Genomic DNA, 20,912 nt, shown 5'->3' with positions numbered 1-20,912 from the left:
CGGACGCCCGGACGGCCCAGGCCCGCAGCTCGGCCGCCGGCGCCGCGGCCCTCTCCAGCCGGTCGAGCGGCAGCCGCCCGTCGTGCACGGCGGCCTCGATCCCGGCGATGATCGCCAGCACGTCGTCGTACGTCGGCAGCGGCCCCAGGCACAGCAGGTCGGCCCCGGCCGCGAGGGTCAGCACGGCGCCGCCGGCCAGGCCCACGCTCTCGGTGATCGCGCGCATGTCCAGCGCGTCGGTGACGATCACGCCGTCGTAGCCGAGCTCGCCCCTGAGCAGCCCGGTCAGCGCGGCGCCCGACAGCGTGGCGGGCGTGTCGCCCGTCAGCGCCGGCACCGCCACGTGCGCGGTCATCACGGACCTGGCCCCCGCGCCGATGGCCGCGCGGAACGGCGCCAGCTCGCGTGCCCGCAGCACCTCCAGGTTGACGTCCACGACCGGCACGTCCAGGTGGGAGTCCACCCGGGTGGCGCCGTGGCCGGGGAAGTGCTTGACGCAGGCGGCCACCCGTACCGACTGCAGGCCCTCGACGGCCGCCACCGTGTGCCGGGCGACCAGGTCGGGCACGGTGCCGAACGACCTGGTGCCGATGACCGGGTTGTCGGCCTCGGTGTTGACGTCCGCGCTGGGCGCCATGTCCAGGTTGATGCCGCAGGCGGCCAGTTCTGAGCCGATGGCCCGGTAGACCCGGCGGGTCAGCTCGACGTCGTCCACGGCCCCCAGGGCCGCGTTGCCGGGGTACGGGCTGCCGACGTGGTACGCCAGCCGCGTCACGTCCCCGCCCTCCTCGTCGAGCGAGATGACGGGATCACCGGCTCCCCTCAGCGCGGTGGTCAGATCGAGCACCTGGCCGGGGTCGGCCACGTTGAAGCCGAAGAGCGTCACGCCGCCCAGGCCCTGCTCCAGCTCGCGCAGCACCCACGCGGGCGCCGTGGTGCCCTGGAAGGCGACGAGCAGCGTGCCGGCCGCGAGGCGGCGCAGCCCCCGATCACTCTGACTCATGGCTCCTCATCAGTTCTGCGCACGGCGTCCGCGACGTCGTACGGTGTCAGCCCTTCACGGCCCCGGCGACCAGGCCGGAGACCATGCGGCGTTGGACGAGCAGGAAGAAGATGACGACCGGGATCGTCATCAGGGTCGAGCCGGCCATGATCGCGCCCCAGTCGACGCCCTTCTGGCCGAAGAAGTACTGCAGGGCGACCGGCATCGTGTAGCCCTCGGACCCCGACATCAGATAGAGCGCGAAGATCAGGTCGTTCCACGCGGTGATGAACGAGAAGATGCTGGTGGCCACCAGGCCCGGCGCGACCAGCGGGAAGAGCACCTTCCAGAAGGTCGTCATGCGTCCCGCGCCGTCGATCCAGGCCGCCTCCTCCAGCGACTTCGGCACCGCGGCGACGAACGTGCGCAGCATCCAGACGCCGAACGGCAGCGTCAGCGCCACCTGGGTGATGATCAGCCCGATCAGCTGGTCGCCCAGCCCGGCCCGCTTGACCATCATGTAGAGGGGGATGAGCAGGCCCTCCGACGGCAGCATCTGCACGATCAGCAGCGTGACCAGGAAGGTGCCGCGGCCCTTGAACCGGAAGCGCGCGATGGCGGTGGCCGACAGCAGCGCGAAGGCCGAGCCGATGAGCACGGTGCCGAGCGCGACGATGGCGCTGTTGCGCATGTAGAGCCAGATGGAGTTGTTCGCGACGCCTTCGGTCAGCACCCGCTCGAAGTGCTCGAAGGTGAAGTGCGTCGGGAACGGGATGAACTCCGTGGTGAAGATCTGGTCGTTGGCCTTGAAGCCGGTGGCGACCATCCAGTAGACGGGGAAGACGGCGTAGAGGAAGACGAGGATCCCGGCCGTGTTCAGGAGGATCTTGCCGAGCCTCTTGCGTGCGAGCGGGGTCACATCTCCTCCTGCTTCACGATCTGCCTGACGTACACGACGGTGATGATGAGCAGGATGATCGTCAGCACCACCGAGATCGCCGCGCCCGTCCCCAGCTTCTGCGGGGGCTTGAACGCCTCGGCGACGGCGTACATGGACAGGTTGAAGCCGTCACGGTTGGTCGGGCCGTTCATGAGCACGTAGAGCTGGCTGAACACCTTGAAGTCCCAGATGATCGACAGGATCGTCAGGACCGCGAAGACCGGCTTGAGCAGCGGCAGGGTGATCTTCCTGAACGTGCGCCAGGCGCCAGCGCCGTCGACCCTGGCCGCCTCGTACAGCTCGGCGGGGATGCCCTTGAGCCCGGCGAGGACCGAGACCGCGATGAACGGGAAGCCGGCCCACACCACGCACACCACGAGCGCGATGTAGAGGGGGATGGTGTCGTTGAGCCAGGGCGTGCCCGACCAGCTCTCCTGGCCGTCCGGCGGGGAGAGCAGCCAGTGGGGCACGAGGTTGAGCGCCCAGTTGATGATGCCGGACTCGGCGTCGAACAGGGAGCGCCAGATGACGCCCTGCGCCACCGGGGGCACGGCCCAGGCGAACATGCAGCCGATGACCACGAACAGCGACATCTTCCTGCCCAGCCGGTGCAGCAGCACGCCGACCGCGGTGCCCACGATCAGGGTGAGGCTGACGGCGACGAAGGCGAAGACCACGGTGTTGCGCAGGGCCGACCAGAAGATGTCGTTGGACAGCACCTTGTCGAAGTTGTCCAGGCCGACCCACTCGGCGGGCCTGGTGCCGCGGATCTGGGCCAGGCCGACCTTCTGGAAGGACATGATGCCGAGCTGGACCATCGGGTACAGCAGCAGCCCCGCGATGACCACCAGGCCGGGGACGAGCAGCACGTACGGGATGCTCCAGACCGGCAGCCCGCTCGCGCGGGCGGCCCGGTCGTTGCGCCGGCGGCCCGGGGAAGGGGAGGAGTCCCTGCCCCGGGCGACCGTTGTCGGGTTCGCCATCGTTACTGGTTCAGGATCTCTTCGAGTTCCTTGTTGGCGTCAGCGAGGGCGGTGGTGGCGTCCTTCTTGCCCTCGATGACCTCACGCGCCGCGTTCTGCAGCACGGCCTTGGTCGCGTCGGCCTCGGACCAGTTGGGGTCGGCGGGGAAGGCCTTGGCCTTGGCGAAGGCCTGGGCGAAGGCGCCCTGCGCGGGGTCCTCGTTCATCGCGGCCAGGGTGTCGGGGTAGACCGGGAGCAGGCCGCCCTCCTTGGCGTAGCGGTCGGCCCAGGTCTTGCTGGTGGCCAGCTTGATGTACTCCTTGCCGAGGTCGGCCTGCTGGGTGCCGCCCCACAACGCGATGTCGTTGCCGCCGAAGAAGGACGCGGCCACGCCGCCGGTCTTGGCGGGCAGCGGGAAGAAGCCGAGCTTGTCGCCCTTCAGCTTGCCCTTGGAGTCCTCCTCGATGCCGGGCAGGTCCCAGGCGGCGGTGAGGTACATCGCGACCTTGTCGTTGGCGAAGCGCTTACGGATGTCCGTGGTGTTGAGCGTCAGGTTGGCCTTGCTGGACAGGCCGTCCTGGACCAGGCCGGTGTAGGTGTTGAAGCCGGCCGCGAAGCCGGGCTCGGTCAGCTTGCCGACCCACTTGTCGCCCTCCTTGACGGCGTACTCGCCGCCCTCGGACCAGGCGAAGGCCGCGAGCAGGTGGTTGGCGTCCGAGCCGCCGTTGAAGGCGAAGCCGTCGACGCCCTTCTTCTCGCCCTGGATCTTCTTGGCCGCGGCGACGAGCTCGTCCCAGGTCTTGGGCACCTCGATCTTGAGGTCCTCGAACCAGTCCTTGCGGTAGAGCACCGCGCGGGCCCCCGCGCCCCACGGCACGGCGTAGACCTCGTTGTCGACGGTCTCGTAGCCGTACAGGTTCTGCGGGATCTGCGACCTGTCGCCCTCGCGGGCGATGTCGGTGATCGGCTCCAGCGCGTCCTGGCTCTGCCACATCGGGACCTGGTCGTTGCCGATCTCGGTCACGTCGGGGCCTGTGCCGGTCGCGGCGGCGGCGAACTTGTCGGCGACCTGCGGCCACGGGATCCACTCAAGCTTGACCTCGGCGCCGGTCTGCGTCTTGAACTCGGCGTTGAGCTCCTCCATGTACTTGGCGGCGGCCGGGTTGCTGTCTCCAAGGCGCCACACGCTCAGGGTCTTGCCGGCGAACTTGGGGCCGGAGGCAGCGGCGGCGCTGGGTGAGGACGTGGCGGGTTCTTCGCTCGAACCGCCACAGGCGGCCAGTCCCAGGGCCAGCGCGGCCGTGGTGACCGTAGTGGCCGTGATCTTCGCGATCCTCACAGGGTTCTCCCTTCCCGGGTGCTGGCCTACGGTCCGCACCAGGCTGATCGTCATATGCCGAACGATGGTGTTAAACTAACAAGAAACTTTCTTAAAAGAAACGCCCGTTAGCTGATCGTGACGAGAAGGGTGCGCAGATGAGCCGAGACCCGGGAGTCCCCCGTCTGCTGCGCCGGCTGAACGACCGCGCGGCACTCGAGTTGCTCCTCGGCGACGGCCCACTGACGCGGGCCGAGCTCGGTGCGCGTACCGGGCTCTCCAAGGTAACGGCAGGTCAGCTTCTCGCGCGATTGGAGGAACGGGGCCTGGTCGAGGTGGCGGGCGAGCGGGCGGGAGGCAGGGGGCCGCACGCCGCCCTCTATGCCGTGGTCCCCTCCAGCGCGTACGTCGCCGGCCTCGAAGTCCTGCCCGACAGCCTCACCGTCGCTGTGGCGGACATCACAGGCCGCGTGGTGGTCGAGGTCACCCTCAACCCCGCCGACGGCCGCGACCCCGTCAAGGCGGTGCACGCGGCCGTCCAGCGGGCCTGCGACACGGCCAACGTCAGCCTGTCGCGGCTGCGCGCGTTCGTCATCGGCACCAGGGGCGTGGTCGACCCGCTCACCGGCGACGTGCGCATCTCGGTGGACCTGCCCTCCTGGCACGTCGGCGTGCTGGCCAGCCTGCGCGAGACCCTCGGCGCCTCGGTGACGATAGAGAACGACGTCAACCTCGTCGCCCTGGCCGAGCACAGATACGGCGCCGCCGAAGGCGTCGACGACTTCGTGCTCGTCTGGGCCGGCGTCGGCCAGGGGCTCGGCGTCATGCTCGGTGGCCGGCTGCACCGGGGCATCAGCGGCGGCGCGGGCGAGATCGGCTGGCTGCCGGTCCCCGGGCAGCCGCTGCCCAGCGACGTACGCCGGCCGCAGACCGGGTCGTTCCAGCGCCTGGTGGGCCACGACGCCCTGCGCGGCCTGGCCGGGGAACGCGGCGTGACCGGCACGAGCGTGCCCGACCTGGTACGCGGCGGCGGCGACGACTACCTCGACGCCGTCGCGGCCCGGCTGGCCCTGGGCGTGGCCGCCGTGACCGTCGTGCTCGACCCCGGCCTCATCGTGCTCAGCGGCGACATCGGCCGGGCCGGCGGCGAGCGGCTGGCCGCCAAGGTGGAGGAGGCCGTGGCCCGCATGTGCCCCAGCAGGCCGAGCGTCGTCGTCAGCCGGGTGGCCGGCAACCCCGTGCTGCGCGGCGCTCTGGTGGCCGCCCTTGAGCAGGCCCGGGAGCAGGTCTTCTCCGACACTGTGTGAGAATTCTTGCCCATGTGGCAGTCCTCGAACGACGTCGTGCTGATCTCCGACCCGCGTGTGACCTCGATCCCCGTGCGTGAATGCGGCGAGCCGCTGGCCGACGTACGCGGGCGGCTGCGCGTGGACTCACGGCTGGCCGACGAGCAGGGCGCCTACGCCCATCTGCGGGAGGGCGTGCTGCGCCGGCTGGAGCAGGCCCAGGGCCTGCTGCCCGACGGCTACCACCTGCTGATCGTCGAGGGTTACCGGCCGGTCGCCACGCAGCGCCGGATCTTCGACGAATACCGGGCCACGCTCACCGGGCTGACGCCCGCGGAGTCGTACGTCGCGGCCAGCCGCTACGTCTCCCCGGTCGAGGTCGCCCCCCACACCGCCGGCGCGGCGGTCGACCTGACCCTGTGCTCGCCCGACGGCACGGAATACGACATGGGCACCCAGGTCAACGACAACCCCGAGCAGAGCGACGGCGCCTGCTACACCGCCGCCCCCGGCATCTCCGACGACGCCCGCGCCCACCGCAAGCTCCTGGCCGCCGCCCTGGAGCCCGCCGGGCTGGTCAACTACCCCACCGAATGGTGGCACTGGTCGTACGGGGACCGTTACTGGGCGATGTCCACGCAGGCAGAGCACGCGCTCTACGGGCCCGTGGAATTTACCGTCTGACACCGCTCAGTCGAAAGGTTTTCCGACGGGCGTGGGACGGGCACAACATGATGCGGAGACTGTGGACTCCCCCAGTGAGGTGCCGGCATGGTTCCGCTCATCGGGATCGAAGAGGAATACCTCATCGTTGATCCCCGCACCCGCCACGTGGCTCCCCGAGCGGCCGAAGTACTGGCCGCGGCGACCGACGTGCTGGACGTGGTGCATGAAATCACCAGATTCCAGGTGGAGGCTCGTACACCGCCCTCCGCCGACCTCAGCGAACTGGGCTCCCAGTTACGCACGGCGCGAAAGGAGGTAGCAGGCGCGGCCCGTTCGTGCGGGCTGGCAGTCGTCGCGAGCGGCATCCCGGTCCTGGGCGCGGTGGTGCCCTCACCGCTCACCGACGATGACCGCTATCTGCAAGGCAGGGCCCTCTACCGGGCCCTTCAGGACGAACTCAGCATCTGCGCCCTGCACGTGCACGTGGACGTGCCCGACCCCGAGCACGCCGTCTACGTGGGCAACCACCTGCGGCCCTGGCTGCCGACGCTGATCGCGCTGGCCGCCAACTCGCCGTTCTTCGTGGGGCGCGACACGGGCTACGCCTCGTGGCGGGTGATCAGCTGGGGCCGCTGGCCGGTCTCCGGCGCGCCACCCTACTTCGGCTCGTTCGGAGACTACGAGCTGGCCCTCCAGGCGCTGGCGGAGTCGGGCGTGCTGCTCGACGCCAAGACCGTCTACTGGGACGCGCGTCCGTCGCCCCGGTTGCCCACCGTGGAGATCAGGGTGGCCGACGTGCCGCTCGACGTGGCCGACAGCCTCACCCTGATCGGGCTGATCAGGGCGCTCGTCGTCACCGCGCTGACCGCTGTCCGGCGAGGGGACCGCGGGCTGCCGATTCCTGCCGAGGTGCTGCGCGCCGCCTACTGGCGGGCCGCCCGCGACGGGCTGCGCGGCGACAGCCTCGACGTACGGCACGGCACGCTGGTCCCGGCCGCGGTGATGGCCGGGCGCCTGCTGGAGCACGTACGCCCGGCGCTGGCGGAGGCCGGTGACCTGACCTTCATCCAGGAGGGCCTCGACCGGTTGCTGCGCAAGGGGTCGGGGGCCATGCGCCAGCGCAGGGCGTACGAGAGGGGTAATGATCTGGCCGAGGTGGTGGACGACCTCATCGAGGCCACCGTGGCCTGAGGCGAGACGGGTGTGGTCAGCGCAACGCGAGGGCGGCGGCCACACCCAGGCCGAAGGCGACGACCACGCCGCGCAGCACCTTCGGCGGCATGAGCCTGGCCAGGCGGGTGCCGAGCAGCCCGCCCACCAGGCTGGCCGGCGCGATCACCGCCACGGCCCGCCAGTTCACCGGGCCGAACAGCGAGAAGGCGACGACCGAGACCGAGCTGACGACCAGCGACAGCACGGCCCGCACGGCGTTCACGCGATGCAGGTTGTCGTGCAGGAACATGCCGAGCACGGTCAGCAGCACCACGCCCATCCCGCCGTTGAAGTAGGCGCCGTAGCAGCCGCCGAGGAACACCCCGGCGTACACCATGCGGCTGACCGGCTCGGCCGCCTCGCCCCCGAACAGGCGGCGCAGCCACGGCTGCGCCAGCAGCGCGAGGCTGGCGAAGGCCACCAGCCACGGCACCATCGACTCGAACAGCTTGCCCGGCGTGAGCAGCAGTAACGAGCTGCCCACGCACGCCCCCAGCACCGCGGTGACCGCCAGGCTCACCGTCCTGCTGCGCTGGCCGCGCAGCTCCTTGCGGTAGCCCACCGCGCCGCCCACGTAGCCCGGCCAGAGCGCCACCGCGTTGGTCACGGTGGCGGTCAGGCCGGGAAGCCCCAGCGCCAGCAGGGCGGGGAAGGAGACGAGCGTTCCTCCCCCCGCCAGGGCGTTCACCACGCCGGCCAGCAGACCGGCTCCTACCAGGAAGAGCAGATCGGTGGCCGTCATCGGCCGGCTGCGTAGCCCTGGGCGCCACGCGGGTTGGCGGCGGCCTTGAGGAAGGCGCCGTCGCGCGCGACCGCGCTGAGCCGGCCGAGCGCCCACGCGCCCGGCGTCTCGACCTCGTGCCCGCGCCGCCGCAGCTCCGCGATGACGCCCGCGTCCACGCGGTCCTCGACGTGCATGACGCCGGGACGGGAGGCGCGCGGGAAGAACGAGCTGGGGAAGTGCTCGGAGTGGAACATGGGGGCGTCGATGGCCTCCTGGAGGTTCAGCCCGCCGTGCACGATCGACAGGAAGAAGTTCACGCTCCACTGGTCCTGCTGGTCGCCGCCGGGGGTGCCGAAGGCCAGCCACGGCTTGCCGTCCCTGAGCGCGAACGACGGCGACAGCGTCGTACGCGGGCGCGCGCCAGGACGCAGCGCCGTGGCCACGTCCTCCTGCAGCCAGAACATCTGGGCCCGTGTGCCCAGGCAGAAGCCCAGCCCGGGAATGGTCGGGGAGCTCTGCAGCCAGCCGCCGCTGGGCGTGGCCGACACCATGTTGCCCCACCGGTCCACGACGTCGATGTGACACGTGTCACCCTTGACCATGCCGTCACGCGCAACGGTCGGCTCGCCCACCCCCTGTGGCTTGCGCGAGCCCGACAGACCCGGCGCGTCGCTCGCCGTGCCCGGCTCGGGGAAGACCGGCAGCCGGGGCGTGCGTCCGCCGGGCGCGCCCGGCCGCAGCTCCAGGCTGGCCTCCGCGCCGATCAGCCGCCGCCGCTCGGCGTTGTACGCCGGGCTCAGCAGGTCAGCCATGGGCACGTCGGTGTCGCCGTACCAGGCTTCGCGGTCGGCGAAGGCCAGCTTGGCGGCCTCGGTCACCGTGTGCAGGTAGTCGGCGCCGAGGAAGTCCATCGCGTCCAGGTCGAACCCGTCGAGCAGGGCGAGCTGCTGCAGGAAGACCGGCCCCTGGCCCCACGGCCCCGTCTTGGCCACCGTGTGACCGCGGTAGTCGAACGTGGCCGGCTCCTCCACCGAGGCCGCCCAGCCGGCCAGGTCGTCGCCGGTCAGCAGGCCGCCGTGCACCTCGCCCGAGCTGTCCCGCCAGGCCGTTGTCCGGCTGAACTCGGCGATCGCCTCGGCGACGAAGCCCTCGTACCAGGTCTTCCTGGCGGCCTCGATCTGGCCCTCGCGCGTGCCGGACGCCGACTCGGCCTCGGCGATCACCCGCCGGTAGGTGGCGGCCAGCACCGGGTTGGCCAGCTTGGCACCGGGCGCGGGCACGTCTCCGCCGGGCAGCCAGGTCGCCGCCGACGTCGGCCAGTCCTGCTCGAACAGGGTGCGCACCGACTCGATCGTGGCCGAGATCCGCTCCAGCACCGGCACGCCGTGCTCGGCGTAGTGGATCGCCGGGGCCAGTACGTCGGCCAGCGACCAGGTGCCCCAGCGCTCCAGCATCAGCATCCAGCCACCGAACGCCCCCGGCACCGTCGCCGCCAGCAGCCCGGTGCCGGGCACGACGTCCAGGCCGAGCTCGGTGAAGCGCTCGATGGTCGCCGCCGCGGGGGCCACGCCCTGACCGCACACGACCGAGACCTTCTGCTCGGTCTCGTTCCACAGCAGGATCGGCACCTCGCCGCCGGGGCCGTTCAGATGCGGCTCGGCGACCTGCAGCACGAATCCGGCGGCCACGGCGGCGTCGAAGGCGTTCCCGCCGCGTTCCAGCACACTCATGCCGGTGGCCGAGGCCAGCCAGTGCGTACCGGCGACCATGCCGAAGTCGCCCTTCAGCTCGGGCCTGGTGGTGAACAAACTCACTCCTTCACTAGGGGTGCGGCCGCGTCGGGGACGCGGTCCGCCGTTACCAGGTGGCAGGCGGCCGGATGGGCCGCGCCACGTGGGTCTCGCAAGAGGGGCTCGGACGTGCGGCACTCGTCGTACGCCAGCGGGCACCGCGTGTGGAAGCGGCAGCCGGCCGGCGGGTCCACCGGGCTCGGCACGTCGCCGCCGAGCACGATCCTGCGCCGCTCCCGCTGCGCGACCGGATCGGCCACCGGGGCGGCCGACAGCAGAGCCTGCGTGTACGGATGCCGCGGCTGCGCGAAGATCTCGGCCGTCGGCCCCGACTCGACGATCCGGCCCAGATACATGACCGCGATCCGGTCGGCCAGGAACTCCACGACCGACAGGTCATGGGTGATGAACAGGCACGAGAAGCCCATGTCCCGCTGCAGGTCGGTGATCAGGTTGAGCACCGACGCCTGCACGGACACGTCCAGCGCCGACACCGGCTCGTCCGCCACGACCAGCTTGGGTGAAAGGATCAGGGCCCTGGCCAGCCCCACCCGCTGCCGCTGCCCGCCGGACAGCTCGTGCGGGTAGCGCTTGCGCATCTCCTGGCGCAGCCCGACCTTCTCCAGCATGGCCGCCACGCGCCCGGCCGTCTCGCGCCGGTCGCTCACCTTGTGCCGCAGCAGCGGCTCGCCGACGATCTGCTCGATCGTGAAGCGCGGGTTGAGCGAGGAGAACGGGTCCTGGAAGACCATGTGGACCTCGCGGCGCAGCGGCCGCATGGCCCTTCGCGACAGGTGGGTGATGTCGGTGCCGTTCAGCTCGATCGAGCCCGAGGTGGGCTCGGTCAGCCGCAGCACGCACTTGCCGACCGTGGACTTGCCGCTGCCCGACTCGCCGACCAGGCCGAGCACCTCGCCCTGGCCGATCTCCAGCGACAGGCCGTCCACGGCGCGTACCGGGCCGTAGTGCTTGACGAGGTTGTCGATCCGCAGGATCACTTGCCGCCTCCCGGGTGGAAACAGGCCGCCAGGTGGCGGTCGGCCTGGCGTTCGAGCTGTGGCCTGGACAGGCGGCAGTCGTCCTGGGCGCGCGGGCAGCGGTCCTGGAAGGCGCACTCGTCGGGGTCCGACATCGGCGAGGGCACCATGCCGGGGATCTCCGCCAGCCGCCCGTTCACCGCCGCCGACGGCAGCGCCTTCATCAGCCCCAGCGTGTACGGGTGCCGCGGCTCGGCGAAGAGCTGCGCCACCGGGGCCTGCTCGACCGCGCGGCCGGCGTACATGACCACGGCGCGGTCGGCGATGTCGGCCACCACGCCCAGGTCGTGCGTGATGAGGATGATCGCGGTGCCCAGCCGGTCCCGCAGGTCGCGGAAGACGTCCAGCACCCCGGCCTGGATCGTCACGTCGAGCGCCGTGGTGGGCTCGTCGGCGATCAGCACCCGCGGCGAGCAGGCCACCGCGATGGCGATCATCACCCGTTGCCGCATGCCGCCGGAGAGCTGGTGCGGATACTCCTTCATCCTGCGTCCGGGGGCCGGGATGCCGACCAGCTCCAGCAGCTCCTCCGCCCGCCTGGCGGCGGCCTGCCGGGACAGGCCCTCGTGCCGGCGCAGCACCTCGGCGATCTGGTAGCCGACGGTGAACGACGGGTTCAGCGAGGTCATCGGCTCCTGGAAGACGACCGAGACCGTCTTGCCGCGCACGCGCCGCAGCTCCGACTCGGGCAGCGTGGTCAGCTCGCGGCCGTCCAGCTTGATCGAGCCGCTCAGCTCGGTCGTGTCGGGCGGCAGCAGCCTCGGCACCGACATCGCGGTGACCGACTTGCCGCAGCCCGACTCGCCGCACAGCGCGAGGATCTCGCCCTCGTCCAGGGTGAGCGAGATGTCCCTGACCGCCTGGACGAGCCCGTCCTCGGTCCTGAAACCGACGCGGAGGTCGGTGATCTCCAGCAGGCTCATCGGGCGCTCCTCGGATCCAGTACGTCGCGCAGCCCGTCGCCGAGCAGGTTGAAGCCCAGCGTGGCCAGCGCGATCATCAGCCCCGGCCAGATCGCCAGCCAGGGCGCGTCGCTCAGGTACTGCTGCGCGGTCGTCAGCATCACGCCCCACGACGGGGTCGGCGGCTGCACGCCCAGGCCCAGGAACGACAGCGTGGACTCGCCGATGATCGCCGCCGGGATCGCCACCGTGGCCTGCACGATGAGGGGGCTGGCGCAGTTCGGCAGCACGTACCTGAAGATGATGTGCCCGTCGCCCGCGCCGTCGGCGATGGCCGCGGCCACGTAGTCCATCTCCCTGACCGCCAGCACCTCGCCGCGGGTGATCCGGATGACGGCGGGCAGCTGCGCGAATCCCAGCGCCAGCACCACGCCCTTCAGCGACGGCCCGATGATCGCCGCCAGGCCGACCGCGAACACCAGGAACGGGAAGGCCAGCGTCACGTCCACCAGCCGCATCACGATCGGGTCCAGCCAGCGCCGGTAGAACCCGGCGACCAGCCCGATCGGGATGCCGATGACCATCGCCAGCAGCGTGGACAGCACGCCCGCCTGCAGCGAGACCTGGGCGCCGTGCGCGATCCTGGCCAGGGCGTCCCGGCCGAGGTCGTCGGTGCCCATCGGGTGCGCGCCCGACGGGGGAGCGAGGGTGGCCATGTAGTCCTGCGCGGCCGGGTCGCCGGTGACCAGGGGCCCTACCAGCGCCAGCAGCACGAACGCGACCACCAGCACGAGACCGGCCATCGGCATGGGCCTGCGCCGGAAGCGCCGCCACAGCCGCGTCCGGCTCATCACCTCAGTCATGGCCGCCTCCCGAGAGCCGGATCCGCGGGTTGAGGAAGGCGTAGGCGATGTCGACCAGCAGGTTGACCACCACGTAGCCGACGACCGTGACCAGCACGACCGCCTGGATGACGGGATAGTTCCTGGTCAGGACCGCGTCCACGGTGAGCTTGCCGAAGCCGGGGATGACGAAGATCTGCTCGGTCACCACGGCCCCGCTGATCAGCGCGCCGAGCTGCAGGCCCAGCACGGTCACCACCGTCGTCAGGCTGTTGCGCAGCGCGTGCGCGCCGACGACCTTGACCTCCGGCAGGCCCTTCGACCTGGCGGTCCTGACATAGTCGGCCGACAGCGCGCCCAGCATCGCCGAGCGGGTCTGCCGCATGAGGATCGCCGCGAAACCGGTGCCGAGCACGAGCGCGGGCAGGATCATGCGCTGCAGGTTCTGGCCGGGGTCCTCGGTGAAGGGGACGTAGCCGGAGGCGGGCAGGACCCGCCAGGTCACCGCGAACAGCAGGATGCCGAGCAGGCCCAGCCAGAAGTGCGGCACCGACAGCCCGGCCAGGCCGAAGCCGGTGGCCACGTAGTCGGCGAACCTGCCGCGGCGCACGGCCGCGACGATGCCCGCGCCCACGCCGACGACGATCGCGACCAGCATGGCCAGCGCCGACAGCTCCAGCGTCACGGGGATCCGCTCGGCCAGGATGTCGATCACCGGGAGCTGGTCCTGCGTCGAGCGGCCGAAGTTGCCGGTGACGGTCTGGGCGACGTAGTCCACGTACTGCGCGGGCAGCGGCTTGTCCAGGCCGAACTCGTGCCGGATGGCCTCGATCGCGGCGGGCGAGGCCTCCTGGCCCGCCATGACCGTGGCCGGGTCTCCCGGCAACGCCCTGATCCCCAGGAAGATCAGGACGCTGGACAGGAAGAGCACGATCACCGCCGACCCGCAGCGCCGGAGGATGAACCAGAGCATTACGCGGCGAACCCGGCGGTGACGAAGCGCGGCAGGCCGTCCTTGAAGTACTGGACGCCGGCGACCGTCTTGTGCATGCCGAGGTAGTACTTGTTGTGGTACAGGTACACCACGCCCCGCAGCTCGGCGGCCTTCTTCATGGCGGCCCCGTACAGCTCGGCGCGCTTGGCCGGGTCGGTCTCGGCGGCGGCCTGCTTGATCGGGTCGTCAATGCCCGGGTCGGACATGCCGGCGTAGTTGTTGCTGCCCTGCGTCGTGACCAGGTTCGTCAGGTTGCCGTCGGCGTCCACCCGGCCCGACCAGCCGCTCAGCAGGGTGTCGAACTTGCCGGCCTTGCCCTGCTCCAGCACGCTGACGAACTCGGCCGTCTGCACGCTCACGTTGAAGCCGGCCTCCTTGACCATCGACTGGATGACCTGCGCCAGGCGCTGGTTGACGGCGTCGTTCGGGGTGGCCATGGAGACCGGGATCGGCGTCGGCACGCCGGATGCCTGCACGAGCTGCTTGGCCTTGGCCAGGTCACGCTTCGGGCAGGTCAGATCCTTCGGCCGGAACGGGCTGTCGGTCGGCACCGGGTAGCAGTCGACCTCGTGCAGGCCGTTGTATACGGTCTTGTTGATCGCGTCCCGGTCGAGCGCCAGCTCGAACGCCTCACGCAGCTGCGGGCTCTTGCCCAGCGCCGTGTCCACCGGGCCCGGCTTCTTGGTCGAGCCGTTCGCGTTGCCGATGTTGATCTGGAAGCCGTAGTAACCCAGCCCGCCACCGGAGACCACGGTCAGGTTGGGGTCGTCCTGCACGCCCTTGACGGTGTTGGTGGCGAGCTGGTCGCCCACCTGCACGTCGCCGGACTTGAGGTTCGCGGCCCGCACGTTGGGGTCGACGATGATTTTGTATACGAGCTTGTCCAGCTTGACCTTGGCCGCGTCGTAGTAGTCCGGCGCCTTCTCCAGGGAGATCTGGCTGCCGGACGTCCGGCTCGCGAACTTGAACGGCCCCACGCACACCGGGCTGGCACCGAAGTTGTCGCCTTCGGCGTCCAGGGCCTTCGGCGACATGATCATTCCGGCGCGGTCCGCGAGCTGCGCGGTCAGCGGCGTGAACGCCTGCGTCAGCGTGAGCTTCACCGTCGCGGGGTCGACGACCTCCACCTTGGAGACCGCCGCCAGGTCGGCCTGGCGGGCCGACTTCTCCCACGTGCGGTGGCGGTCCAGCGACTTCTTCACCGCGTCGGCGTCGAACGCCGTGCCGTCGTTGAACTTCACGCCTTCGCGCAGCTTGATCGTCACCTCCTTGCCGTCGCCGGACAGCTCGGGCAGGGCCGAGGCGAGCTGCGGCACCAGGGCGGAGGAGGCGTCGATGTCGTAGAGCTTCTCGCACATGTTCGCGAACACCTCGCGGCCCACCAGCGTGGTCGAGATGCTCGGGTCCAGCGCGTCGGGGTCGGCGTTGAGCGCGATGTTGAGCGTGCCGCCGCTCTTGACCGCCCGGTGGTCGGCCGAGGCGCTGGCTATGGAACTAGGTGCCGCGGGTGTGGTGCTCGATCCGCCGCCGCCGCAAGCCGTCAGGGCGAGGGGGAGTGTCACGAGCGCCGCGACGACCTTGGGTGACGGTCGCATGGGGGCCTCCGTTGAAAACGTTTAGGAGACTGTATACAAGATCTGACATTTCAGGGATGTTTCGTGACCCTATGTCGTTATCTGAGTGTTTCCTAATCGTTTGCCGGTTTTGGCGCGCGGGTCGAGGCCAGGAACGACCGCCGGGCCGCCGCGACGTGCGCGACCGCCCTGGCCTGCGCCTCGTCCTCGTCACCCGCCTCGATCGCCTCGAACAGGCTCAGGTGCTCCTGCCAGGAGTGCGGGGCCCGGACGGCGGCCGTCTGACTGAAGATCCACTGTGCTCGCTGGAGCATCGGCTTCATCATCAGGGCGAGGTACGAGTTGCCCGCGGCCTCGCCGACCGCCAGGTGGAAGGCGGTGTTCAGATCGGCCACCTCCTCCAGGCGCCCGCTCTCCACCGCCTCCTTGGCCTGATCGAGCACCTGCCGCAGCCTGGTGCTCGTGTCCGGGCCTGGGTCCGCCCCCGGCCTTGAGCCCGAGGTTGGTCCTGACCTTGACCTGGATCCCGACCTTGACCCCGACCGCGAGCTCGGGGTCGAAGTCGGCCCGGAGCCCGAAGCGGAGTCCAAGCTCGAAGCGGAGCCCAAGCCCGACGCGCAGTCCAAGCCCGACGCGGAGTCCAAGCCCGCGGCCAAGGCCAAGCCGCGCTTGCGCGCCGCCAGCCGCGCCGCCAGCCCTTCGACGGCCATCCGCACGTCGAACAGCTCCTCACCCTCCTCCGCCGACAACCGGGCGACCGTGGCGCCGATGCGGGGGACGACCTGGATGAAGCCCTCGGCGGCCAGCACCCTGATGGACTCGCGAACGGGATTGCGGGAGACGCCGAGCGCGGCGGCCAGCCGATCCTCGACCAGCCGCTCGCCCTGAGCGAGCTCGCCGGTGAGAATGCGGCGGCGCAGCTCCGCGGTGACCTCGTCGCGCAAGGTCTGATGGCTGGCGCCCAGCGTCATATCACTCATAGGGGGATCAATCGTATACAAAAACTCCGTACCCCAACCCGTCACCCACCCCACGACCGGCCACGTCTGGTGTCAGGCGGCAGGCGCATCCCCCGGGGCGTCAGGCGCGCAGGCGCAACCCCCGGGGCGTCAGGCGCGCAGGCGCAACCCCCGGGGGGTCGGGTGGAAGCCGGCCGCCTCCAGGGCCGCCGCCAGGGGTGAGTCGACGATGGAGCCGCCGTCGGCCCGTTCGACCGTCAGCTTGCCCAGCGCCCCGTCACGTACGGCCAGGGCCAGCGCGTCCACCGCCGGCTGCAGCCGGTCGCCATCGGTGAACGACAGCAGCGTCTTGCCGCCACGTTCCACGTAGAGCACCAGATGCCCGTCCACCAGCACGACGAGCGCGCCCGCCTTCCTGCCCGGCTTGTGCCCGACATCGCCGGGACGCTGCGGCCAGGGAAGCGCCGCACCGTACGGACTGGCCGGATCCGCCGACGCCAGCACCACGGCCCGCCGCCCGCCCTCGGACCGCCCAGCCCCCGGCCGCCCTCCACCGACGCCCCACCGACCACCACGCGCCCCACCGAACGCCGCCCCACCAGCCATCCCGCCGGGCGCCTGACCAGCCGTTCCACCGACCATCCCACCGGTCGGCTCCCTGGCCGTCCCGCCGGGCGCCTGACCAGTCATCCCACCGGCCATTCCACCGGCCGGCGCCTCGGTCATCCCACTGGGCGTCTCACCCGCCACCTCACCAGCCCCTCGGCCGACCGCCCCGCTGGTCCACCCGCCGGTGGGCCCGTTCGTGGCCCCATCGGAAGCACCATCAGCCCACACATCACCCATCCCGCCGGGTGGGGAGCCCGGGGCGATGCCGGGTGCCATGGCACGCATGCGGTCCACCGCCCCCGGCAGCGCGAACTGCGCGCCGCCGAGCCCCTCGACGAAGTACCCCCTGCGGCACCGCCCGCTCTCCTCGTACGCCCGCAGCACCTGGTAAACAGGCGTGAACCCGCCGGGCAGCCGCTCCGACGTCACCGCCCCCCGCGTCACCACGCCGTGCCGTTCGAGCAGCACCTCGGCCTGGGCGTGGGCGCGGCGCTGGGTGTCGCCGACCGCATCGCCGCCTGCCAGGACGTGCCGCCCGACCTGCGCGGGGCCTCACTCGGGCTGGGCTGGTCACTGCGCGGCGCCGCCACCGTGGATCCCGCGCGTGCGGTACGCGGCGCGTTCGTGCCCGCGTCGGCCGGCGACTGGCTGGCCGGGCTGTTCGCGCTCGCCCGGGAGGAGGTCCTGCACACCGGCGGCATGCTGGAGCTGCTCGACGAGCTGGTCGCGGCGATGAGCGACCATGACTTCCTGGTGGCCCTGCCGGCGCTGCGCCAGGCGTTCGGCTACTTCCCGCCGCGCGAGCGGCACCTCATCGCCACCCGCCTGGTCGAGGTGCGCTCCGGCGCGTCCGCGTGGGACCTGATGCGGCTGGAGGCGGCGCCGGAGCTGGTGGCCGCCGGCATGGCACTGGACGAACGCGTCGACGCGGCGCTGCGCCGGGAAGGACTGACATGACCGACCCCACCCTCGTACGGTGGCGGCTGCTGCTCGGCGAGGCCCGCGACGCCTGCCTCGGCGGCGGGCAGCTCGGCGCGGAGGCCGCCGGCCGCGACGCCGCCATGGACTGGCTGTACGGCCGCGACGAGGACCTGCGCAGGCGCGGCGTACGGCGGCAGGCGGGGAACGACCCGTCGAGCCTGACCACCTTCGACTGGCTCGACGACATCACCCGCCTGTTCCCCAAGGAGACCATCGAACGCCTGCAACGCGACGCCGTCGAACGCTACGAGATCCACGACCTCGTCACCGACCCCGACGTGCTCGCCCGCATCGAGCCCAACCCCGCGCTGCTCAAGGCGGTCCTGCACACCAAACACCTGATGAACCCGCAGGTGCTGCGGCTGGCCAGGCGCATCGTGGAGCAGGTCGTACGGGAGCTCATGGACAAGCTCGCCACCGAGGTGCGCACCGCCTTCTCCGGCACCAAGGTACGGCGGCCGGGCCGGCTGCGGCTGGCACGCAACTTCGACATGGCCAGGACCCTGCGCGCCAACCTCGGCCGCTACCAGCCCGACACCGGCAAGGTCGTGATCGAGACCCCGCTGTTCTTCTCCCGCACCCGCCGCCACCTCGAACAGTGGCAGGTGATCCTGCTCGTCGACCAGTCCGGCTCGATGACCGAATCGGTGATCCACTCGGCGGTCACCGCGGCCTGCCTTTGGGGCCTGCCCGGCGTGCGCACCCACCTGGTCGCCTTCGACACCGACGTGGTGGACCTGACCTCCGACGTGGACGATCCCGTCGAACTGCTGATGAAGGTCCAGCTCGGTGGCGGCACCGACATCGCCCGCGCGGCGGCGTACGGGGCCGGGCTCGTGGACCAGCCGCGGCGGGCCATCGTCGTGCTGATCTCCGACTTCTACGAGGGCGGCGATCCCCACCGGCTGGTACGCATCGTGCGCGACCTGGTCGAGCAGGGCAGCAAGGTCCTCGGCCTGGCCGCCCTCGACGAGCAGGCCAACCCGGCCTACGACCGGGAGCTCGGGCAGCGCCTGGCCGACGCCGGGGCTTACGTGGGCGCGATGACGCCCGGTGAGCTGGCGTCCTTCGTCGCGGAGCACGTGGGCCGATGAGAACGGATCTGCTCGGGCTCACCACGGACGCGCTCGCCGCGCTCACCAATCGCGGGCTGGTCAAGCGGGCCGGGAAGGAGGCGGCGCCGGAGGTGCGTACCGACGCTGACGGGACTGTGCACGGCGACTTCGTGGGCGGGCCGAGCGCGAGTCTGCCGGTCGGGGGGCTCGACGTGGCTCGGTGCACGTGTGGTGCGGCCGGGGTGTGCCGGCATGTTGTGGGGGTGGTGCTCGCGTACCAGCGCCGGCACGCCGCACCCGCCGCCGCACCCGCCGATGCACCCGCCACCGAACCCTCCGATGCACCCGTCGCCGGACCCGCCACAGGACCCGCCACCGAACCCGTCGCTGAGACCGCCGATGGGCCGTCCGTCGAGCCGGAGCCCTCCGCCTGGTCGCCGGGGCAGGTGAGCGACGGCGAGCTGACCGCCAGGATCGGCGCCCGCCTGATGGCCGCCGCCCGCCGTACCGAAAAATCCGGATATACCGCCCGGGTGCGCCGCGCCACCGCCGCCGATCCCGCGCCGCAGGTCGAGCTGGCCACCGCGACCGTGCGATTCCTGATCCCCGGCGACCTCGGCTTCGTCCACACCGACGCCGTCGCGGGCACCCGCGACGACGTCATCGCCCTCGCCGTGTGGGCGTTCCGGGTGGCCGACGAGCTGCATCCCGGAAGGCAGGAGGTACGGGTCGACGTCGGCGGCGAGGCCGCGACCGGTGCCGGATCCGGGCTGGAGCGGGCCCTGGGGCTGGCCGGCACGGTCCTGCGCGAGGGCGCGGCGCACCTCGGTCAGGGATTCGACGCCACCATCGCCGACGTACAGCGTCATCTGGACGCCGCCGGATCGCGCTGGCCGCTGCTGGCCGTCGGCGACCTCGCCGAGCAACTGGCCGCCTACCGCGACCGCGGCGCCCACTACCGTCCCGAGCTGCTCGCGAGCCACCTCGCCGAGCTGCACGCCCGGCACCGCGCCGTGACCCGCCCCGACGCGACCCTCCGCAGCAGCGTGCTGGGCACCGCCGAGGCCGCCGAGACCCCGTTGCGCCGGGCCCGGCTGGAGAGCCTCGGCTGCCGGATCCGCGGCCTCGGGGGCCGGCGGATCGCCGAGCTCTACCTGGCCCACAGCGACAGTGCGATGGTCCTGGTGCTGCGCCGCGAATGGGACGGCGACGACGACGGCGCCGCGCTGGCCCGGCGCCGCGTCGCCGGCTCCACGCTGGCCGCCCTGGCCACCGGCAACCTCGTCACGGAATCCGCGGTCCGCAGCGCCAGCCGTACGGTGCGGCTGGCCACCGGGCGGATCTCCAAGACGACGGTCGGCCCGTCGCGCGGCGACTGGGGTGAGCTCTCGCCGTCCCTGGTGGTGACCGACTTCGCCGCGCTCGGCCGCGAGCTCGACGCCCTCCCGCTGCGGCCCGTCCGCCCGCGCGTCGAGGCGGAGCTGGTCCGCGTGGCCGCCGTCTCCGAGGTGGTGGCCATCACCTATGTCCCCGGCGACCAGCGCCTCGACGCCATCATCGCCGACCAGGCGGGCAACACCGCCACCGTCACCGCCACCCACACCACCGCCGCCCCCGGCCGCCTCGACGCGCTGGCCTCCGTGCTCGCGGGGGAGGAAGGCGAGCTGCGTTACGTCAGCGGCGTGGCCGGCCGGACCGCGGGCGGTGTCGTCATCGACCCCGTCGGCCTGGTCGCCGGCGATCGGGTCGTCGTACCCGATCTGCGACCCGCCGCAGGCAGTGGCCCGCTCGCGGTCGCCGAGGATCAGCACGACCCGCTGACCGCCGTACTGATCGACACCCGCGCGCTGCTCGCGGAGGCGGCCCACCACGGCCTGTCCCACCTGCCGCCGACCTACGCCGCCCGCCTCGACACCGCCGCGCGACGGCTGACCACGCTCGGGCTCCTCCGCGTCGCCCAGGCCGTCACGGCGTTCGCGACGGCACGGTCCCAGGACTCGGGCGAGGCGGCCGAGCGCACCTGGATCGACGCCTACCTGCGCGTGGAGGTGGCCCTGGACCTGGCCTGACCGACGTCG

At 71.6% G+C, this 20,912-nt stretch carries 18 protein-coding genes and 1 pseudogene; 6 read left to right on the top strand and 13 right to left on the bottom strand.

Annotated elements, in window-relative coordinates:
- From ABFX54_RS30795 to ABFX54_RS30780, 4 genes are all read right to left on the bottom strand, one after another.
- A partial coding sequence (locus ABFX54_RS30795; protein ID WP_346110072.1) for a glycoside hydrolase family 3 protein occupies positions 1–1,003 on the bottom strand: 1,003 nt, incomplete at its 3' end.
- A gap of 46 nt (positions 1,004–1,049) precedes the next feature.
- Entirely contained in the window at positions 1,050–1,901 is an 852-nt protein-coding gene (locus tag ABFX54_RS30790; RefSeq protein ID WP_346110071.1) for a carbohydrate ABC transporter permease, read from the bottom strand.
- Positions 1,898–2,905 (bottom strand): carbohydrate ABC transporter permease, encoded by a 1,008-nt coding sequence (locus ABFX54_RS30785; protein WP_346110070.1) that lies wholly within the window; start codon positions 2,903–2,905, stop codon positions 1,898–1,900. The genes ABFX54_RS30790 and ABFX54_RS30785 overlap by 4 nt, the downstream gene beginning before the upstream one ends.
- A 2-nt stretch (positions 2,906–2,907) precedes the next feature.
- Positions 2,908–4,224 carry an extracellular solute-binding protein gene (locus ABFX54_RS30780; protein ID WP_346110069.1) on the bottom strand — a complete coding sequence of 439 codons (1,317 nt, stop codon included), beginning with the start codon at positions 4,222–4,224 and terminating at the stop codon, positions 2,908–2,910.
- A gap of 137 nt (positions 4,225–4,361) precedes the next feature.
- Here ABFX54_RS30780 and ABFX54_RS30775 point away from each other — a divergent pair, with 137 nt between their 5' ends.
- The 3 genes from ABFX54_RS30775 (at position 4,362) to ABFX54_RS30765 (ending at position 7,346) form a co-directional block, all read left to right on the top strand.
- A complete protein-coding gene (locus tag ABFX54_RS30775) occupies positions 4,362–5,510 on the top strand; it encodes an ROK family transcriptional regulator (protein ID WP_346110068.1) in 1,149 nt (382 codons plus the stop codon).
- Positions 5,511–5,522: 12 nt separating this feature from the next.
- Entirely contained in the window at positions 5,523–6,173 is a 651-nt protein-coding gene (locus ABFX54_RS30770) for a M15 family metallopeptidase (protein WP_346110067.1), read from the top strand.
- An 87-nt stretch (positions 6,174–6,260) separates the two neighbouring features.
- Positions 6,261–7,346, top strand: a complete 1,086-nt coding sequence (locus tag ABFX54_RS30765) for a carboxylate-amine ligase (protein WP_346110066.1) — start codon at positions 6,261–6,263, stop codon at positions 7,344–7,346.
- A gap of 16 nt (positions 7,347–7,362) precedes the next feature.
- Here ABFX54_RS30765 and ABFX54_RS30760 read toward each other — a convergent pair whose 3' ends face one another.
- The 9 genes and pseudogenes from ABFX54_RS30760 to ABFX54_RS57105 form a co-directional block, all read right to left on the bottom strand.
- Positions 7,363–8,109 (bottom strand): sulfite exporter TauE/SafE family protein, encoded by a 747-nt coding sequence (locus ABFX54_RS30760; protein WP_346110065.1) that lies wholly within the window; start codon positions 8,107–8,109, stop codon positions 7,363–7,365.
- Positions 8,106–9,905: a gamma-glutamyltransferase family protein gene (locus tag ABFX54_RS30755; RefSeq protein WP_346110064.1), complete on the bottom strand. Its 1,800-nt coding sequence runs from the start codon at positions 9,903–9,905 to the stop codon at positions 8,106–8,108. The genes ABFX54_RS30760 and ABFX54_RS30755 overlap by 4 nt, the downstream gene beginning before the upstream one ends.
- On the bottom strand, positions 9,902–10,879 hold the full coding sequence (locus ABFX54_RS30750; RefSeq protein ID WP_346110063.1) for an ABC transporter ATP-binding protein: 978 nt from the start codon (positions 10,877–10,879) through the stop codon (positions 9,902–9,904). The genes ABFX54_RS30755 and ABFX54_RS30750 overlap by 4 nt, the downstream gene beginning before the upstream one ends.
- Positions 10,876–11,841: an ABC transporter ATP-binding protein gene (locus ABFX54_RS30745; protein WP_346110062.1), complete on the bottom strand. Its 966-nt coding sequence runs from the start codon at positions 11,839–11,841 to the stop codon at positions 10,876–10,878. The genes ABFX54_RS30750 and ABFX54_RS30745 overlap by 4 nt, the downstream gene beginning before the upstream one ends.
- Positions 11,838–12,683, bottom strand: a complete 846-nt coding sequence (locus ABFX54_RS30740; RefSeq protein WP_346110061.1) for an ABC transporter permease — start codon at positions 12,681–12,683, stop codon at positions 11,838–11,840. Before ABFX54_RS30740 ends, ABFX54_RS30745 begins: the two co-directional genes overlap by 4 nt.
- On the bottom strand, positions 12,676–13,635 hold the full coding sequence (locus ABFX54_RS30735) for an ABC transporter permease (protein ID WP_346110060.1): 960 nt from the start codon (positions 13,633–13,635) through the stop codon (positions 12,676–12,678). Before ABFX54_RS30735 ends, ABFX54_RS30740 begins: the two co-directional genes overlap by 8 nt.
- Positions 13,635–15,251 (bottom strand): ABC transporter substrate-binding protein, encoded by a 1,617-nt coding sequence (locus ABFX54_RS30730; protein ID WP_346110059.1) that lies wholly within the window; start codon positions 15,249–15,251, stop codon positions 13,635–13,637. Before ABFX54_RS30730 ends, ABFX54_RS30735 begins: the two co-directional genes overlap by 1 nt.
- 92 nt (positions 15,252–15,343) lie before the next feature.
- Complete coding sequence (locus tag ABFX54_RS30725; protein ID WP_346110058.1) at positions 15,344–16,210, bottom strand: GntR family transcriptional regulator; 867 nt, start codon at positions 16,208–16,210, stop codon at positions 15,344–15,346.
- Between the two features lie 786 nt (positions 16,211–16,996).
- A pseudogene (locus ABFX54_RS57105) lies at positions 16,997–17,242 on the bottom strand (Lhr family helicase); the annotation flags it as partial.
- A gap of 6 nt (positions 17,243–17,248) precedes the next feature.
- Here ABFX54_RS57105 and ABFX54_RS30715 point away from each other — a divergent pair.
- From ABFX54_RS30715 to ABFX54_RS30705, 3 genes are read left to right on the top strand one after another with little or no spacing between them, the layout of a single operon-like run.
- Positions 17,249–17,755, top strand: coding sequence for a DUF5682 family protein (locus ABFX54_RS30715; RefSeq protein ID WP_346110057.1), 507 nt, complete (start codon positions 17,249–17,251; stop codon positions 17,753–17,755).
- Positions 17,752–18,873, top strand: a complete 1,122-nt coding sequence (locus tag ABFX54_RS30710) for a VWA domain-containing protein (protein WP_346110056.1) — start codon at positions 17,752–17,754, stop codon at positions 18,871–18,873. The genes ABFX54_RS30715 and ABFX54_RS30710 overlap by 4 nt, the downstream gene beginning before the upstream one ends.
- The gene (locus ABFX54_RS30705; RefSeq protein WP_346110055.1) at positions 18,870–20,903 is read left to right on the top strand and encodes a hypothetical protein; all 2,034 of its coding nucleotides are present in this window, start codon (positions 18,870–18,872) and stop codon (positions 20,901–20,903) included. Before ABFX54_RS30710 ends, ABFX54_RS30705 begins: the two co-directional genes overlap by 4 nt.
- Positions 20,904–20,912: the final 9 nt, after the last annotated feature.

Origin of the sequence: Nonomuraea maheshkhaliensis (genome assembly GCF_039529435.1) — a bacterium.
In the GTDB taxonomy this organism is placed as follows: domain Bacteria; phylum Actinomycetota; class Actinomycetes; order Streptosporangiales; family Streptosporangiaceae; genus Nonomuraea; species Nonomuraea maheshkhaliensis.
This window is presented reverse-complemented; position numbering and strand designations above follow the sequence as displayed.